The organism is Pseudomonas sp. CCI3.1, from assembly GCF_034313985.1.
Classification (GTDB): domain Bacteria; phylum Pseudomonadota; class Gammaproteobacteria; order Pseudomonadales; family Pseudomonadaceae; genus Aquipseudomonas; species Aquipseudomonas psychrophila.
Genome location: NZ_JAVIWO010000001.1, coordinates 970,415 through 987,587, shown reverse-complemented (window position 1 = coordinate 987,587; position 17,173 = coordinate 970,415). Strand labels below are relative to the sequence as shown.

General features: G+C 57.0%; 15 protein-coding genes. 7 read left to right on the top strand and 8 right to left on the bottom strand.

What is annotated here, in order from left to right:
* Positions 1-148 precede the first annotated feature (148 nt).
* On the top strand, positions 149-862 hold the full coding sequence (locus tag RGV06_RS04360) for a GntR family transcriptional regulator (RefSeq protein ID WP_046810628.1): 714 nt from the start codon (positions 149-151) through the stop codon (positions 860-862).
* A gap of 3 nt (positions 863-865) precedes the next feature.
* Here the strand turns inward: RGV06_RS04360 and RGV06_RS04355 are convergent, their stop codons facing one another.
* Entirely contained in the window at positions 866-1,816 is a 951-nt protein-coding gene (locus tag RGV06_RS04355) for a PDR/VanB family oxidoreductase (RefSeq protein WP_019822421.1), read from the bottom strand.
* Between the two features lie 64 nt (positions 1,817-1,880).
* Positions 1,881-2,939 (bottom strand): aromatic ring-hydroxylating oxygenase subunit alpha, encoded by a 1,059-nt coding sequence (locus tag RGV06_RS04350; RefSeq protein WP_133078539.1) that lies wholly within the window; start codon positions 2,937-2,939, stop codon positions 1,881-1,883.
* 310 nt (positions 2,940-3,249) lie between these two features.
* On the opposite strand from RGV06_RS04350, the gene RGV06_RS04345 reads away from it, so the two are divergent.
* Positions 3,250-4,434, top strand: a complete 1,185-nt coding sequence (locus RGV06_RS04345) for a sugar transporter (RefSeq protein ID WP_019822423.1) — start codon at positions 3,250-3,252, stop codon at positions 4,432-4,434.
* A gap of 119 nt (positions 4,435-4,553) precedes the next feature.
* Here RGV06_RS04345 and RGV06_RS04340 read toward each other — a convergent pair whose 3' ends face one another.
* Positions 4,554-4,991, bottom strand: a complete 438-nt coding sequence (locus RGV06_RS04340) for a hypothetical protein (protein ID WP_322149467.1) — start codon at positions 4,989-4,991, stop codon at positions 4,554-4,556.
* A 266-nt stretch (positions 4,992-5,257) separates the two neighbouring features.
* On the opposite strand from RGV06_RS04340, the gene RGV06_RS04335 reads away from it, so the two are divergent.
* The 5 genes from RGV06_RS04335 to RGV06_RS04315 all read left to right on the top strand — a co-directional run bounded on the left by RGV06_RS04335 (position 5,258) and on the right by RGV06_RS04315 (position 10,360).
* Positions 5,258-6,154: a TauD/TfdA dioxygenase family protein gene (locus tag RGV06_RS04335; RefSeq protein ID WP_019822426.1), complete on the top strand. Its 897-nt coding sequence runs from the start codon at positions 5,258-5,260 to the stop codon at positions 6,152-6,154.
* Between the two features lie 26 nt (positions 6,155-6,180).
* Positions 6,181-7,200, top strand: coding sequence for an ABC transporter substrate-binding protein (locus RGV06_RS04330; protein WP_322149466.1), 1,020 nt, complete (start codon positions 6,181-6,183; stop codon positions 7,198-7,200).
* 5 nt (positions 7,201-7,205) lie between these two features.
* On the top strand, positions 7,206-8,066 hold the full coding sequence (locus RGV06_RS04325; protein WP_322149465.1) for an ABC transporter ATP-binding protein: 861 nt from the start codon (positions 7,206-7,208) through the stop codon (positions 8,064-8,066).
* An 18-nt stretch (positions 8,067-8,084) separates the two neighbouring features.
* On the top strand, positions 8,085-8,951 hold the full coding sequence (locus tag RGV06_RS04320) for an ABC transporter permease (protein ID WP_019822432.1): 867 nt from the start codon (positions 8,085-8,087) through the stop codon (positions 8,949-8,951).
* Between the two features lie 422 nt (positions 8,952-9,373).
* A complete protein-coding gene (locus RGV06_RS04315) occupies positions 9,374-10,360 on the top strand; it encodes a hypothetical protein (RefSeq protein ID WP_322149464.1) in 987 nt (328 codons plus the stop codon).
* A 19-nt stretch (positions 10,361-10,379) separates the two neighbouring features.
* Here RGV06_RS04315 and RGV06_RS04310 read toward each other — a convergent pair whose 3' ends face one another.
* The 5 genes from RGV06_RS04310 to RGV06_RS04290 form a co-directional block, all read right to left on the bottom strand.
* Positions 10,380-10,817: a YqaA family protein gene (locus RGV06_RS04310; protein WP_019822435.1), complete on the bottom strand. Its 438-nt coding sequence runs from the start codon at positions 10,815-10,817 to the stop codon at positions 10,380-10,382.
* Between the two features lie 1,239 nt (positions 10,818-12,056).
* The gene (locus RGV06_RS04305) at positions 12,057-12,464 is read right to left on the bottom strand and encodes an SMI1/KNR4 family protein (protein WP_198822437.1); all 408 of its coding nucleotides are present in this window, start codon (positions 12,462-12,464) and stop codon (positions 12,057-12,059) included.
* Positions 12,461-13,066: an HNH/ENDO VII family nuclease gene (locus RGV06_RS04300; RefSeq protein WP_198822438.1), complete on the bottom strand. Its 606-nt coding sequence runs from the start codon at positions 13,064-13,066 to the stop codon at positions 12,461-12,463. The genes RGV06_RS04305 and RGV06_RS04300 overlap by 4 nt, the downstream gene beginning before the upstream one ends.
* Complete coding sequence (locus RGV06_RS04295) at positions 13,063-16,263, bottom strand: ATP-binding protein (protein WP_198822439.1); 3,201 nt, start codon at positions 16,261-16,263, stop codon at positions 13,063-13,065. The genes RGV06_RS04300 and RGV06_RS04295 overlap by 4 nt, the downstream gene beginning before the upstream one ends.
* A 3-nt stretch (positions 16,264-16,266) precedes the next feature.
* Positions 16,267-17,172 carry a hypothetical protein gene (locus RGV06_RS04290; RefSeq protein ID WP_198822440.1) on the bottom strand — a complete coding sequence of 302 codons (906 nt, stop codon included), beginning with the start codon at positions 17,170-17,172 and terminating at the stop codon, positions 16,267-16,269.
* Position 17,173 lies beyond the last annotated feature (1 nt).

The window sequence follows — 17,173 nt, the reverse complement described above, 5'->3', positions numbered from 1 at the left end:
GCCGAACAGCGTCGATACCATCGCGAGCAAGCCCGCTCCCACAAGGAGGTGTGCCAGGCGGTGGATGCTGAGGAGTGTGCGCGCCGCTCAGTCTCTATAGCCGCTCATGCGTTACTATGGCCGCTCACGTTTTCTGGATGCTGCCTGGATGAGCAAACCCGGTCAATTGGTGCTGATTGCACTGCGCAAGATGATTGCCTCTGGCGAGCTTGCCGCTGGCGAACGCCTCATGGAAATTCCCACTGCCGAGTTGTTCGGCGTCTCCCGCATGCCGGTACGCATGGCCTTTCGCACGCTTGAGCAGGAAGGCTTGCTGGTGCGTTTCGGCGGGCGCGGTTTTCAGGTGCGCTCGGTCAGTGCCAATGACATCGCGGGGGCGGTGGAAGTGCGCGGGGTGCTCGAAGGTCTGGCGGCACGGTTGACTGCCGAGCGCGGGCTGTCGCCAGAGGCGCGGGCCGCCCTTGAGTTATGCCTGTTGCAAGGGGACGAGCTGTTCGATAAAGGCTTCGTCACCGAGGACGATCTTGAGGTCTATCACGACCTCAATATGCGTTTCCATCAGGTCATCGTTGAAGGCAGTCACAACCCGGCCATTGCCGATGCCCTGGCCCGCAATGATCATTTGCCGTTTGCTTCAGTGACGGCGCTGGCGGTTGATCGAAAAGACATGGCCCGTGAATACCGGCGCTTCAACTATGCCCATATGCAGCATCATTCGGTGTTCGATGCGCTGGTCAGTCGCCAGGGTGCCCGCGCCGAAGCGATCATGCGCGAGCACGCCAACGCGACGTTGCGCTATGCCGAAATCTTCGGCTCGGCCACCGCCAATGAGCGGATGAAAGTGATTCACCGCTCCGATTGAGGTTCAGATATCCAGCACCAGCATGGGCGATTTCGAGCGCGAACAGCACGGGGTGAACTGATCGTTGCAGGCTTGCTCCTCTTCGGTGAGAAACATGTCGCGGTGATCCGGCACACCTTCAAGTACGCGGGTCAGGCATGTGCCGCAGACCCCTTGTTCGCACGACATGGGAATATCGATGCCGTGACTTTCCAGGACCTGAACCACGGTTTTGTCGGGCGGAATGTCGAAGACCTGGCCGGTGCTGCCCACCTTGACCGAGAAGCTGCCATCGTTGCTGCTGTCAACCGGGGCGGCGGCGAAGTACTCGCGGTGCAGGGCGTTTTCCTGCCAGTCCTGAGCGCGTGCGCTGTCTAAAACATGCTGCATGAAACCACCGGGCCCGCACACATACAAATGGGTGTCGGGCTGCGGGTTGGCCAGTACCTGAGCGGTATTCATGGCGGTTTCTGGCTGCTCGTCGAAATGCAAAAACACCCGGTCAGCAAAAGGCGAGTTGCGGATGCGCTCGACAAAAGCCGCTCGCTCGCTGGAGCGGGCACAGTAATGCATTTCGAAATCTGCGCCACTGTGGGCGAGTCGTTCTGCCATGCACAAAATCGGGGTAATCCCTATCCCGCCTGCAAACAGCAAGCTGCGGCGGGCTTCGTGGACCAGCGGGAATAGGTTGCGCGGTTCACTGATGCGCAGACGATCGCCACCCTTGATGTGTTCATGCAGGCTTTGCGAGCCGCCCCGTGAAGCTGGGTCCTTGAGCACGCCAATCAGGTAGCGATGCTGTTCGTCAGGATGGTTGCACAGGGAGTATTGGCGGATCAGCCCGCCGGGCAGGTGCACATCAATGTGCGAACCGGCACTGAACGCGGGCAGGGCGCTGCCATCGACGTTGGCCAGTTCATAGGTGCAAATGCCCTGCGCTTCGTTGTTGCGAGATACCACCACCACATCAATCATGCTGCTTCCTCAAAGCGTTGCCATTGAGGGGGCTGGCCCACGTGCGCTCGCCCCCGTCCGGGAATTACTGCGCAGTGGCGATCAGGTGTGGCTCGGGTGTGCGTTCGCTGGCGATGATGCGGTCCAGGACGCGGCGTGACTGCACGCCGCCCGAGTCGATATTGAGCTTGAGCAATGCGCGTTGCGGGTGGTCCAGCAGGTTTTGTTGCTGTTGTTCGAGCATCTCCAGGTCTTCGCTGAAAATCTTGCCCTGACCTTCACGGATCGTAGCGGTGAGTGCCTGATCCTGAGGGTTGAAGTTGCGCGCCATGCCCCAGAAGTACCAGATTGAGGTGTCTGTTTCAGGGGTGATGAAATCGACCACGATGCTCGATGCCTTGAACTCGGGGGCTGCGTGGTAGCCACCTTTGCCCGCGTGGGCGACCCCGACTTCAATCAACACATGACTGGGTGGAGAAAAGCGGCAAATCTGCCAGCGGTCCACCGGCACATCGTCGGCCAGGTTGTTGCCGCGCAATGCCATGCGCCAGAACGGCGGGGCCATGATGTTTTCCATGTGCCGCGCCGTGACGACTTCGTTGCCTTCAACCGTGGTGGTCGGGGCGACTTCGTCGATTTCTTTTTGGCCAATGCTGGAGGCGTGTACGTAGGTTTCGTGGGTCAGGTCCATCAGGTTGTCGATCATCAGGCGATAGTCGCAACCGATATGAAACAGGCCGCCGCCATAGGCCCATTCATCGCTCACCGCCCACTCCAGGTGGTGGATCAAGGCAGGGTCGGCTTGATCCTGATCGCCGGGCCATACCCAGATAAAGCCGTAGCGTTCGACCACGGCATAGGTCTTGTTGCACGGGAAACCGCGTACCCGCTGTCCGGGCATCTCGACGGTTTTGCCGTCGCAGCCCATGACCAGTCCGTGATAGCCGCACACCAGGTTGCCGTTCTCGACATACCCCAGTGACAGGGGAGCACCGCGATGCGGGCAAAAGTTCTCGACAGCGGCGACTTTGTTTTCGTGGCCGCGATAGAAAACCATTTTCTCGCCGCAAATCTGCCGGCCCAAAGGCTTGTCAGTGATTTCATCGGGGGTGCATGCGACATACCAGGTGTTTTTTGGGTACATGACCAATCTCCAGATCAGGTGTTATTGCTTTTATGGATCCATTAGGCGGTATCCAGATCTTTCAAGTCAATTTCACATTGATGGCTTATTGGGTTTTATGGCTTGTTTTGGCGATTACCGAACACAAAATAAAAATATGAGTTACTTCAGTGGATCCATTAAAAATTTTCAGAGCAAGAGCAGATGTTCATCAACAGCCCCTTGAGAAGGCTATAAACTACCGTCTGCGTGGTTCTGGCTCGAAGGGTCTGCAAGGGCGGTCGTGTCATGGGCTTGTTAGATCATCGATAGCGAGTAGTGCATTCTTTAAATGACCAACCCCACTTCTACCTCCACTGCCAACTGGCAACCGGTCATCGCGCTTGCGCTGGCCGCTTTCGTGTTCAACACCACCGAATTTGTACCTGTGGGGTTGTTGAGTGCGATTGGCAGCAGTTTTGATCTGTCCACTGCCAAGGTCGGACTGATGCTGACCATCTATGCGTGGGTGGTTTCACTGGCATCGCTGCCGATCATGCTGCTGACCCGCAACGTCGAGCGACGCAAGTTGTTGCTCGTGCTGTTCGGGTTGTTTATCGCCAGTCATGTGTTATCGAGCCTGGCGACAAACTTTGGCATCCTGCTGTTAAGCCGGATCGGGGTAGCGTTGTCTCATGCCCTGTTCTGGTCGATTACCGCGTCACTGGCGGTAAGGCTGGCCCCAGAGGGCAAGCAGGTACAGGCGCTGGGTTTGTTGGCAACCGGTACGTCGCTGGCGATGGTCATGGGCGTCCCTTTGGGTCGCTTGCTGGGTGAAGCCATGGGCTGGCGCACCACCTTTGTTGTCATTGCCGGGCTGGCCGCGTTGCTGGTGTTTTGGCTGGCCAAAACCCTGCCATTGTTGCCGAGCCAGAACTCGGGCTCACTCAGAAGCCTGCCGGTGCTGTTCAAGCGACCTGCGCTGGTGGCGGTCTATGTGTTGACCGCTGTGGTGATTACTGCTCAGTTTACGGCTTACAGCTACGTTGAGCCCTTTGTGCAAGGGGTGGCCGGCATGAGCGGCAGCACTGTGACCTTGATCCTGCTGCTGTTCGGTGGGGCAGGGATTATCGGCTCCCTGTGTTTCAGCTGGTTCCACAAGTACAACCCCCAAGGCTTTCTGCTGACGGCAGTGGGCTTGATCGCGCTTAGCCTGTTGTTGATGTTGCCGGCCAGCAACTGGATTGAGTCCCTGGGTGTGCTGAGCATCATTTGGGGGATGGCGATCATGGGTTTTGGATTGGCGATGCAGTCCAAAGTTTTGACGCTGGCGCCCGATGCAACCGATGTGGCGATGGCAATGTTCTCGGGGATTTACAACATCGGGATCGGCGGCGGTGCACTGCTGGGCAGTTCGGTTGGCAGCCATTTTGGCTTTGCCTGGATCGGGCTGGCGGGGGGCTCGCTGGCGGGCCTGGCGCTGGTGTTCTACGCCTGGACCGTATACCGGCTACAGCGTAGCGGTTTACCGACCTGAGGTTCAGCGGCTGCAGAGTGGCTTCACCCGTGGGGGCAAGCCGCTCGCTATAACCATTCACGAGCAGGCTCACTCCCACCTAAGTATCTATAAGGCGCTCTGCGCGCCTGCCCTAAAGCTCACGCCTTGGTGCTGACCATTGACCCCGAGCCGCTGCTGCCCTGGGCTGTCAGTGCCTGCAGCAATGCGGCCGTGGCCGCTTGCAGCGCCGCAGTGGTCGCCGTCACTTGTGCCTGGGCCCCGGCAACGGCAGCGGCCTTGGCGTCCGGGCTCTGGTCGCTGGCCTGAATGCTTTGCAGTGCCTGCATCTGCTGCTGGAGCTGTTTTTGCAGTTGCGCGATCTGTTTTTTCAGCTGCTTGACCGTGTCTGAACTGTCGTCATTGCTGTCTGGCGCAGGTGCTGCATTGGCGCCCCTGGACGCTCGCGGCTTGACCTGTTCGGTGGCCGTGGCGCTGGCGTCACTCACGGCGCTGCTGTCCGGCGCCTTGCTGGATGCAGTGCTGGCCACGCTCTGGATATTCAGGCTGGATGCCAAGGGATTGATGCTGCCGACCATGTCGATTCGTCCTTTAAACCTTATGCCATTCAAGTCCATCGGCAGGGCGCGTCAGTGCTTTAGCCCGTGGAGCGAAATAAGCCGGATCACAGGTCATATGCTTATTCCCTAACGGTATTTAAATTAAATTTCTTATACCTATAAAGTCATACCCCTGCGTACAGGTCGACCAATCGACGCGCCGCACGAAATGAACCAACACGGGACCTCCGTGAGTTTCTGATCGATCAGCGCGCCATTGGGTGTGCTCTGCGTGGGAGTGATTTATGTCTGCACCGTCTGCCTCTGCGATTGCTGTAAGCATCGCCCCCCAGTCTTTTGAAATCCGCCCGTTCAGCGGTGCCGTGGGTGCCGAAATCATCGGGCTTGATCTGGCGTTGCCGGTCAATGACCAGGATTTTGCGCGCATTCACCGCGCGCATCTGGAGCATCACGTGGTGGTGTTTCGCGATCAGCGCATTACCCCGCAGCAACAGATCGCCTTCAGTCGTCGTTTTGGCATCTTGCAGATTCATGTGCTCAAGCAGTTTCTGCTCACCGGCCACCCGGAAATTCTGATCGTCTCCAATATTATCGAGAACGGCCAATCCATCGGCCTGGGGGATGCGGGTAAGTTCTGGCACTCCGATCTTTCCTATAAAGAGCTGCCGAGCCTGGGCTCGATGCTGCATGCCCAGGAGCTGCCGAGCGAAGGCGGGGATACGCTGTTCGCTGACATGCACAAAGCCTGGGACGGCCTGCCGCAAGCCTTGCGCAGCGCCGTGGAGGGCCGCTCGGCCGCGCATTCGTATACGGCGCGCTACAGCGAAACCAAATTTGAAGGCAACTGGCGCCCGACCCTGACCCCAGAGCAACTGGCCCAGGTCAGCGAGGTGGTGCATCCGGTGGTACGGACCCACCCGGAAAACGGCCGCAAGGCCCTGTTTGTCAGCGAGGGTTTCACGACCCGTATCGTGGGCCTGCCCGAGGATGAAAGCCGCCAGTTGCTGGCAGAGCTATTCGCCCACAGCGTGCTGCCTGAAAACATCTACCGCCATCAATGGCAGCCCCATGACCTGGTGTTCTGGGATAACCGTTCGCTGATCCATCTCGCTGCCGGATGCCCAAGCCATCTGCGGCGCAAGCTCTATCGCACCACCATTCAGGGCAATGCCCCTTACTGATCGTCCCTATTTCAAGGAGCATAGCCATGCCCAAATCATTCAAAACCGTCGCTGCCAGTGTAGGCCTGGGCTTGAGTCTGCTTGCCAGCAGCCTGGTCGCACCCACCGTGGCCCATGCCGAAGGCGAGATCCGTATTGCCGAACAGTTCGGCATTGTCTACCTGCTGCTCAACGTGGTGCGCGATCAAAACCTGATCGAGAAACACGGCAAGGAGGAGGGCATCCACATCAAGGTCGACTGGACTCAATTGTCCGGCGGAGCGGCGGTCAACGATGCCTTGCTCTCCGGCTCCATTGACATTGCCGGCGCCGGGGTTGGCCCGCTGTTGACAATCTGGGACCGCACCCACGGCAAGCAGAACGTCAAGGCCGTGGCATCGCTGGGCAATTTTCCGTACTACCTGCTGAGCAATAACCCGAACGTCAAAACCATTGCCGACTTCTCCGAGAAGGACCGCATTGCCGTGCCTGCTGTGGGTGTTTCCGTGCAGTCACGCTTCTTGCAATACGCGGCTGCCAAGCAATGGGGCGACAAGGAATTCAACCGGCTGGACAAGTACACCATCGCCGTTCCCCATCCTGATGCCACGGCTGCGCTGATTGCCGGTGGTACAGAGCTGAGCGGGCATTTTTCCAACCCGCCGTTCCAGGATCAGGCGCTGAAAAACCCCAACGTACACGTGGTGCTCAATACCTACGACTTGCTCGGCCCCAACTCACCGACCGTGCTGTTTGCCACCGAGAAGTTTCGTAACGACAACCCTAAAACCTACAAGGCCTTCGTCGAGGCGTTGACCGAGGCGGCCGAGTTTGCCCAGAACGACAAGGCTGCTGCCGCTGACACATACATTCGTGTAACCAAGTCCAAAGTCGATCGCGACGAGTTGCTGAAGATCATCGACACCCCGGAGTACGAGTTCAGCGTGACGCCGAAAAACACTTACCCACTGGCTGAGTTTCTGTACCGCGTTGGCGCGATCAAAAACAAACCCGACTCCTGGAAAGATTACTTCTTCCAGGACGCCAAACCGCTGCAGGGGAGCTGACAGCCATGAACGCCTCCGTGCAAGGCCACACGGCCAGCCACTTGAACGCAACAGGGCCTGCCCTGTTGTCGGTCGATCAGGTAAGCCTTGAGTACCGCACGCCGCAACGTGTGGTGAGGGCAACCCATCAGGTCAGTTTTGAAATCGATCCGGCGGACCGTTTTATCCTGCTTGGCCCTTCGGGCTGCGGCAAGTCGACGTTGCTCAAGGCAGTCGCCGGGTTTCACACACCGTGCGAGGGGCAGATCCGCCTCCAGGGCCAGGCCGTCACCGCGCCGGGGCCGGACCGTATGGTGGTGTTCCAGGAGTTCGATCAACTGCCGCCCTGGAAGACGGTCAAGCAAAACGTGATGTTCCCTTTGCTGGCCTCCAAAACCCTGCCACGGCGCGAAGCCGAGGAACGGGCACTGCATTATCTGGACAAGGTCGGCCTGGCTGCATTTGCCGAAGCTTACCCGCACACCTTGTCCGGTGGCATGAAGGCTCGCGTGGCGATCGCCCGGGCCTTGGCGATGCAGCCGAAAATCCTGTTGATGGACGAGCCCTTTGCCGCACTCGACGCCCTGACCCGACGCAAGATGCAGGAAGAGTTGCTGCTGCTTTGGGAGGAGGTGCGCTTTACCTTATTGTTTGTCACGCACTCCATCGAAGAGGCGCTGGTAGTCGGTAACCGGATCTTGCTGCTGTCGCCGCACCCGGGGCGTGTGCGCGCTGAAATCAACAGCCATCAGTACGACCTGCACAGCCTGGGCGGTACGGGGTTCCAGCACACGGCGCGGCGCATTCATCGGCTGCTGTTCGATGAAACCGATGCAGGCACTGACGAACAACCCCTGAATTTCGCTGATATCCGTATCGCTTATTGAGCCGTGGAGGATTGCCCGATGAGCCAATCATCATCTGTACGCCAGGAGTATGAAGTGGTCCTGGAGCCGTTGCTGACGGTACCTCTGGAGCGCGAACTGCCCCTCGGGCAGCGGCTCTGGCAGCAGGGCTGGTTACGTAAAAGCCTGATTCTGATAGTCCTGGCCGTGCTCTGGGAGCTGGTTGCGCGTTACCAGAACAACGATCTGCTGTTACCCACGTTCCTGCAAACCAGCAGTGCCCTGTATAGCGGTTTGATCAGCGGCGAGTTGTTGAGCAAAGTGGGCATTTCCATGGTGGTGCTGCTCAAGGGCTACTTGATCGGGATCATTCTGGCGTTTGCGCTCACCACGCTGGCGGTTTCGACCCAGTTGGGTCGTGATTTGCTGAGCACCCTGACGTCGATGTTCAACCCGTTGCCGGCCATTGCCCTGTTGCCACTGGCATTGCTGTGGTTCGGGCTGGGGCAGAACAGCCTGATTTTCGTGCTGGTACATTCGGTGCTCTGGGCGTTGGCCCTGAACACGTATGCGGGTTTTCTCGGCGTCTCGGAAACCCTGCGCATGGCCGGGCGCAACTATGGGTTGAAAGGCATTCGCTTCGTGCTGTTTATCCTGATTCCTGCAGCGCTGCCATCGATCCTCGCCGGTCTGAAAATCGGTTGGGCATTTGCCTGGCGCACGCTGATTGCTGCCGAGCTGGTGTTCGGCGCCACCAGCGGCAAGGGCGGCCTGGGCTGGTATATCTTCCAGAACCGCAACGAGCTGTACACCGACAAGGTGTTTGCCGGGCTGGCGGTGGTGATTCTGATCGGCTTGCTGGTGGAGAACCTGGTGTTCGCTACCCTTGAGCGGGTCACGGTCAAGCGCTGGGGCATGCAGCGCTGATGTGCAAAACCCGGAGCGCTTGAAGGCGCTCCGGGATTATTTACCGCCGGCCTGATTCTTCAGGCCTTTGTACTTTCTGGCCCGTTCTTGCGGCAAAAACGTTGTCGTTTAAACGCAAAAAATCCCCGTTTTTCAAGCGTATGCCCGTGATTGATGGCTATGTGCTACTTATTGCTTGTCATTCATGGCAGGCGTTGGCATGATTTTGACACTAAGGTTATTCCCTAAGTGTTTGCTGTCGGGATCACGGATCACGCTCTGCTTGATGCAGGCATCATCCTCACCTCGCTGCTTCCTTGATGTATCTCCTGAATTTTCCCGGAATCGCTTGATGGCACTGACGATTGCGGCGAGTTTCAAGCTCGGCCGTTACGTTCAAATCGGTGATTTGGCTTCACGACCTCTTTTTCGGAGCGAACGCCATGCAGTTATTCAAAAAACTGATGAACATTCTGGAGCAGGCTGATCGCAGTCGCGAGCGTACTGGCAATCCTTTATTTGTCCCGCCTGAGTTTGAACACCTGAAACGGGATCTCAACATCGTTGAGCAAGCCCGGTGCCACGGTGAGCAGGGCTATCCCCCTGAGGAAGCAACCCGGCTGACGGCGACTGAAGAGACCATCCGTGTGACCCTTGAGTTGGAGCGAGAAAAGGTTCTGGCATGGGCCGAATCGCGGCTCACTGCGGTTCAAAACCGGCTGGATGCACTGGATATCGGCGCTACGGTGAGCCGTTGTATACAGGTTGACCAGGATTTCGAACGTGCCATAGACAGCCTGGTGAGCGATTACGCGATACGGCTGCAGCGCCTGGAGTACAGCGTGCGCGAGCGCGAGGCTGAATTGTGTGCCTACAAGGCAGAGCATCACTCGGGATTCGAAAAACATCAAAAGCGCCGCAATCAAGCGTTGGGGATCTATCAGGACGAGATTGCCGACGTGCGCAATGAACTGATGGCGCTCAAGCAGCAGTTTCTTGAAAAGCTTGAGTCGGATGTTCTGGCGTGCAATGAGCAACTGGTCAGCTACCAGTCGGCCCTGGACGAAAAGCGCAATGTAAAGCCGCGGATGGCCAGCGGTTTGAACAAGGCCGAAATGATTTTGGCCGGGCTGGTTCAATGCTATCGCGCCGAAAACCAATTGCATCGCAATGGTCGACGAGTGCCTGCTTACTTCAGTGAACGTATTGCGCTGCAGGCAATTACATTGCCCGACAGCGATGTGGCTGAGGATGAAATTCGTCTGGCCTCGCAGCAGCAAGCGCTAGTGGATCTGATTGAACAGCTGGAGCAGATTCGCGGCCGGATTCAGTCCTCGTTCTATCAAAAATACAATCAACTGATGCCGCTATCCTGGCTGCCTGAATACCCGCCTGTGATGGAGCAACGCATCACTGCAAGCCCGGTTTGAGTGAGTGCGGGCTGGTCGCTTACGTCCAGCCCAGCGTGACTGCCGTCAACAGCAGATACCTGGCGCCCTTGGCCAGGGTGACGATCAGAACGAAACTCCATAGCGGTTCGCGCATGATGCCGGCAATCATGGTGAGCGGGTCGCCGATTATCGGCACCCAGCTCAGCAGCAGCGACCATCGGCCATAGCGCAGATAGAACGCGCGGGCCTTGTCGAGTTTTTGCTCGCTGACCGGGAACCAGCGCCTGTGCCGAAAGCGCTCGACCGAGCGGCCCAATACCCAATTCAACACTGAACCTAGGACATTGCCGAGGGTGGCCACGACCAGCAGTGTCAGGGCGACGTACTTGCCGGACAGGAGCATGCCGACCAGCACGGCTTCCGATTGCATGGGCAGGAGTGACGCGGCCCCGAATGCCGCCAGGAACAGGCCGAAATAGCTGGTTAATTCAAACACGCGAACTTCCACGAGTGATGGGCGCCGGCCTTGTGTTGTGGGAGCGGGCTTGCTCGCGATGCAGGCGCTGTGGTCTTTCTGGCAAACCGGGCCGATGCTATCGCGAGCAAGCCCGCTCCCACAGGAATCGAGGACAGTTGCTCGCGCAAAGGCGTGGTCAGGCGGCCCTTATCGCAGCCTTTTGCAGCGACTACAAGTTTTGTGATGCCTGCAGGTGGTGCTGTGAGGGGGGCCGGTTCCCCCAGAGGATCTGATCAACTAGAGGTCGGATTCGCACTAAAAAGCCAAGTCAGAAACCCGCCAATACATTAGTCTCTAAATTTCCGCCGCGCAGGCATGAGCAGATGAATATTCAAAAAATTCGTTATTGTCTATCAGTGTGCTGCCTGGTATTAGGCTGCTCAATACCCATCATGGGAATAGTTGTCTGGGGAATAACCGAAGTTTTCCCCCTCGAAGGACGAGCCTTATACATTGCCTACGCGTCAACCTATAGTGTGTTGGTCTTGGTTGGCTTGCGTGTTTACATACCAAAATTAAATCGTGTTGCTTAGTTTTCTCTCGCGCCAAGTACAACGTCAGCAAGTGAGCTCAGTGTTCCGCCAGTCGCTTCTGTAACACTATTTCCGCTTCAATTTTCATCCAGCCTGCTAAGACCCCAATACTGTTTTGAGCATGGAATTTTGCCTTGGACTCCAGCTCTGCGCGCTCGGTCCCGATCTCTTGTAGCCCATTCCCTCATCAACGGCTTGTATAGCTTGAATACCGTAGGAGGCAACCATCAATAAAATGTCTGGTACCAAGGTAACAACCGACCGCTTAAATAAATCTTTGACGTTTGCCTGTAATGCTCATGTAACTAAGGCTGGCCAACTCTAACGTCCTCGTTTTTGATAGTCGATCCTACAACCTTGACAGGTAACTTAACTCGACAGTCCTTTTTTTATTCTGAAGAGAATGTGGTGTGTGGGGAAGAATTAACAGCATCGAATGCCACCAGGAACAGGACGAAATAGCTGGTTAATTCAAACACGCGAACTTCCACGAGTGATGGGCGCCGGCCTTGTGTTGTGGGAGCGAGGACAGTTGCTCGCGCAAAAGTGTGGTCAGGCGGCCCTTGTTGCAGCCTTCGGTTACAGGTGCTGGGTTTTGTCATTGCAACACCCGGTGCAGCGATGCAGCCGGGGTTTGGCTCTGGCTCATTCCATCGAAGCGGTTGCAGTCGACGTCGCCATCAGATTATTGGCCGAATAACTTTTTCGACAAAAAGTCTTCAAGACTCTCATCACAGACCCTGACTACACCGCCATTGGGCTTTGCCCAAACCAGAACCTTGTGCGATTGGTTGTCGTACAGATAGTAGTGACCGTCACCGATTTCGAGCAGCGGTAGGGCTTGTTTGGGGTAGTTGAGCTCGGGCTCAAGCTCCTGGTAAATGTTCAAGACATTCAAGTAATAGTCTTCAGGAACCCCCAGGCCATAGGTTTCATCCCCATCATGGTCAATGCTGCCGAACGTCTTCAGGTAGGTGATGTACTCGTTGGAAAGATCAAATCCCAGGTTTTTCTGTAGAGCTTCGATACTGGCCTCGTCAGCCGGGCGGATAGTGGCGTGGTGTTGTGCAACCAGTTGCGCTAACTTTTTCATGGCTGTGGGGCCTCCTGACGCTGGGTTTCTACTTGCTCGGCTCGTGCCTTCCAATGTTCTTTTCGTTCTTTGGAGAAGTCTTCGCGGTTTATTTCAGATTCTTTTTGCTTGTTGTGCAGCACATTGTCATTGCCGTTGGCACTGTGTTCTTTGCACGTTAACTCCGCCAGGGGTGAATCCTGCTGCTGGCCGATATGATGCAATTCTATGGGTCTGTTGGTTGCGTCGAGCGGTGCCTTGCCCATTTTCATGCGTTCCAGATTGGTGTTGCCGTCGAAATCCTCTTGTTCGTAGTCAATATCGGTACGTATCAGTACATCCCTACCGTTAACCACCGCTGGTTCAAGGTTGGCATCTTCATAGATCCTGGCTTCCGCTTCGCTGCCCATGGCATCCAGAACGCTTGTCGGGATGCCCATGTCCTTGAGCCGTTCCCGGTTTTCTGCACTGATAGGCGGTAACTCGAGGCGGTTGTCCTGTGTGAGGACAATCGGAAGATCAAGTTCAGCAATGATGATGCACTTGTCGGGCATTTCGCGGGCGAGCAAGGCCAGGGCCGAAGGTACTTCTACAGGGGTGCTCGCAAAGTTTTCCAGTTTCATGCCACACATCCGGTTTCAAGGTGTTTATGCCAGGCGGCGTAAATCTGCAGATGGCTGGGGTGTTGCAGGCTGTAATCTTTCATCAGGCACTGTTGAGCCGCCAGGGCCAATTCAGCACAGAGGTCCGTGGTACAGGCCATCAGCAGGCTGTTGAGTTGATCACTCAGGTCCTGATAATCGCTGGCGTGCTCAATGATTTGTTGAACGGCGCGCCGGCAGCCGAGAACGTCAACGATAATCTGTGCGCAAGACGCGAAGGCCTCGGGTTTGTCGAGGGTAAGGGGTTGCCCATTACGCTGTTGTTTGATGGCCGAAAACAGGGCGATCTTGCTCCGAGCCAACAATGGGGAATGTAGCAGTGTGTTTTCCAACAGCGCCAGATCCACCTCTACGCGCTGGCGAATACGACGTGCCAACAGCAGTTTGAGCACGTTCAGGTTGAACCTCTTGGTGTCTGAACGACTCTGTGCCTTGGGCTGAAAGACGTAGGGTTGTTCGCTGCCGGAAAACTTTTTGATCTGGCACAAGACCGGCTCCAGCCAGTCGTTTTGATAAACGATGGCCACCCCTTTGGGCAGTTTGGCGATCTCGTCCAGTTGGTCATCACGCAGGGCCACCGATTTGCCGATCAGACGGCGGTCCATTTCATCGGGCAGGCGCATGATGATTTTGGTGTTGGTATTGCGTATTGCCGCAATGTCGACCGCATGTGGCGATTGGTCGACGATGATAAAACCTTCGCCATAGGTGCGCATTTCTGCAATGGCATTGGTCAGCATTTCAACGGACTTGGCGCCGACACTCGAGCCTTGCGCCGAACCTTCGCCGGTACTGCGCTTGAGGATGTTATGGGCCTCTTCGAGGACGGTCACATGGCGCAAGGGCTGGTTCATGCCGCCAGTGGCCAGGCGGTACTCACTCAGGCGCATGATCAGGATGCCCATAATCAGCGATTTGGTCTCGGCAGAGCCGACTCGACTCAGGTCCACGATCACATTGCTGTCGAACAACACACGACTGTCGATTTCATTGGCGCTGAAAATCTGCCCGTTGATCCCGTTAGTCAGTGATTTGATGCGCGTCGCCAATGAGCCGATGTAATTGCCCTTGAGCTCCTGGGAGTAAGCTGAGGCCTCGATGACGGTTTCAAGAGTAGCGAGCACATCGGTGAAGGTCGGGAACAGTTGGTCGTTGATGTTATTGGTTGAGGTGTCCAGATCCCAGCCGCAGGTCTCATAGGCCTGCAAAATGGCGTCTTTGAGCACGGCCGGCATCGCTGCATACATGGGCCAGCAAACGTTGAAAATTTCTACCAGGCGGTCAACGTGCTCCAGAACATGGATCGCATCAGGAAAGCAGAACGGGTTGATCCTCAGTAGCTCGCTGTGGCCCGCATGGGTGCCCAGTACATGGACATCGCTGCGCTGACCGAATACGTGTTTGTATTCACCTTTTGCGGGTTCTATGACCAAAAACGGAATCTTCGCCGCGCTGATCTGGTTGAGCATTTCATACAAGGTATTGCTTTTGCCGGCACCAGTTGAACCGCTAACAAACACGTGGCTCGACAGTTGGTCCAGGCTCAGGGAAATGCTTTGCGGCAGATTTTCCCACAAATGGCGAATGTGGCCCAGGGTCAGGGTTCTGGCTTCGCCTTGAGCATGGGAAGTGCCATCCAGACGTTGCACCTTGCGGCCAAAGGCCTGGGTTTCAACCACCGCCACCGTGGACGTCGAGCGCCGCGGCAGGCTCAACTGGATCGCCATCTCCTTGCCGGAGATCAAGGTGGCGGGAGTCAGGTAGCTGATCGGTACGCTGCTGGAGAAGTCCGGCTTCAACCGGGGATGGGTGAAGGTGGTGAGCCAGTCCAGCACCGCCGACTTGGGACTGGAGTTCCAGGTGGTGAGGGCGAAGTCTTCATGGCTCGACTTGCTGCCACGGGTCAGTCCCAGAAAAATGCTTGCCAACGACACCGAGGATGCAGAACTGTCGCCGATAAAGTAGGCCGCCGAGTTCCAGCCCCCGTAGGTTTTGGCTTCGTCGATGCGCTCCAGGTGATGGTCGATCTTGCCAAGCAGTTGTTCGATGGTCTTGTCGACCGTTTCAATGGATATTTGCCGGTTGGCGCCCAGGGTTCTGTTCAGCGACTGGGTATCGGTGGTGCTGGTGCCGTTAGTACTTGAGGTCGTACGGGCCGAGGACTCGCTCCAGGAGGTGGCGTGGCTGTCACTGGTGCCCTGGGAGGTGGACTGGCTGGTGCCAGTGGTGCGTTGTTCGCTGAGTAGCGCGCCCAGAGACTTGTCAAATAGCCCTGCCATTTTTGCAGTGGTGCTTTGTGCCACTTCGGACTCCGAAGTCCCCTGGGTCTCGGTTGTAGAGGTCCCCGTAGTGTGCGAGGTGCCTTTGGTTTCGGTCAGGCCCAGGCTTTGCCCCAGGGATTCACTCAGGCCCTGGCTGAAACTGAGGCCGACGCTGTCGCTTTCTTGTTCGCCAAACGCGAGTTGCTGCTTGAGCAATGGCCAGAGTTGCGTCGCCACTTGTTCGTAGCCTGCGCGTATCAGGTCCAGATTTTGCGCCGACACGGGCTCGGCCAGAATCAAGGCCTGGTATTTACGGCTCTCGGCCGCGTCTATAAAGCGCTCGAGGCCCTGCATAAAGTGTTCGCGGTTGTCGGTGGATAATGCCGGAACGCCGGTAACCGCAGTGATACTGGCGGATGGGTTGGCTTTTTCTGCCTTGAGACCATTGAGCAGCGCGTCGACGTCTTGTGCTTTGAGCGGGCACAGAGCGCTGCCCGAAAAATGCCCCTTGAAGGTTTCGCGCAACAGTTCGCCGGAGTTGTGGCCGAGCATTTTGCCAGGTTCGCCCCGCGTGCCGATGTACAGATGGGTTTCGATGCCATCGCAGCGCAGGTACAGGAACACGGAGTAACCGGCGGCTCCCAGGGCGGTATAGGCCGCAGTTGTGCTTTCGAGCACCGACTGCTTGTTTTCCTGAACGATGCGTTCAATGCGAAAAATCCGCATATCACTGGCCGGGTTAAACACCGCGCCTTGTTGGGCAAAGGCATGGACCGGATAGCGTCCCATATCTGACAAGTAGCTGCGATTGATCAGCGCGCGCCCGGCCTCTAGGGTAATGGCGGCTTTTTCACGGATTTCGCGTACGGCTGAAGGGTTCAGGGTGGTCTTGGTCATGGCTCATTTCACCAGGGTGACAAGCAGGATCACGAACGCTGCAAGCGCACCGCCGATCAACAATGCCTTTTTAAATGCCGGGCTCAGTTCCTGGCTTGGGGGAGCAGGCTGGGCGCGATGGGTGTGGGTGCTGGCAGGTTGTGGAGATGATGGCGGGGCTGAAGCTCGGGGCGGCTCTTGCGCGGCGGCTGTACTGATCGGCTCAAAGCCATCGACGCGGCGCTCGCGCAGGTGCTCGCGAACTTCGATCAGATGCTCGAAGCGTTCCTTGGCAAAGTTGGTTTTGAGGTACACCACCTGATCGCCATAGTAGTCGACGTCCCACTGCCCAGGGTCGGGGTTGATACCGCGGGCAAAGGCTTTTTCAGCCAGAGGTTCACACAGATTCGGGGTTTTGGCCTGGGTCCAGGTCAGGGCTGCCTTGAGCGTTTGCCCGCTCAGACGGTTGTCGTTCAACTCCAGCCGTAACGCGGTACGGATCGTCAGGAGGTCACCTTCAGCGACAAATTTTTCAAGGTTTGATGAGGGGGTAAAAGAGCCGTTCATGGGTACCTTCTGCGCAGTGCGCATATCGCTGATTTGAGGGGTGCCCGCAGGCGCCGCAAAGTCTTTGTGGCCATTTTTCTGGCAGTAATCGAACACTTCAATGATGTGTTCCAGTCGCTCTCTGGAAAAGTTGAACGGTGCGATGGTGGAGTGGCGGCTCAAATAGTCCGCGCCCCATTTGTGCTGGTTGCTCTCAATTCCTGGGAAGATGGTGTCTACTTGATGGGGGACGAACAACTCCGGGGTTTGCGAATGCGCCTGGGCCAGCAGCTCGCGCAGCAGGCGAACGTTGGTCCGGGGGTCATTGAGAGCACTCAGCAACGCCAGGCGCACGTCTTCCAGCCTTTTTGATACAGGTGTCATA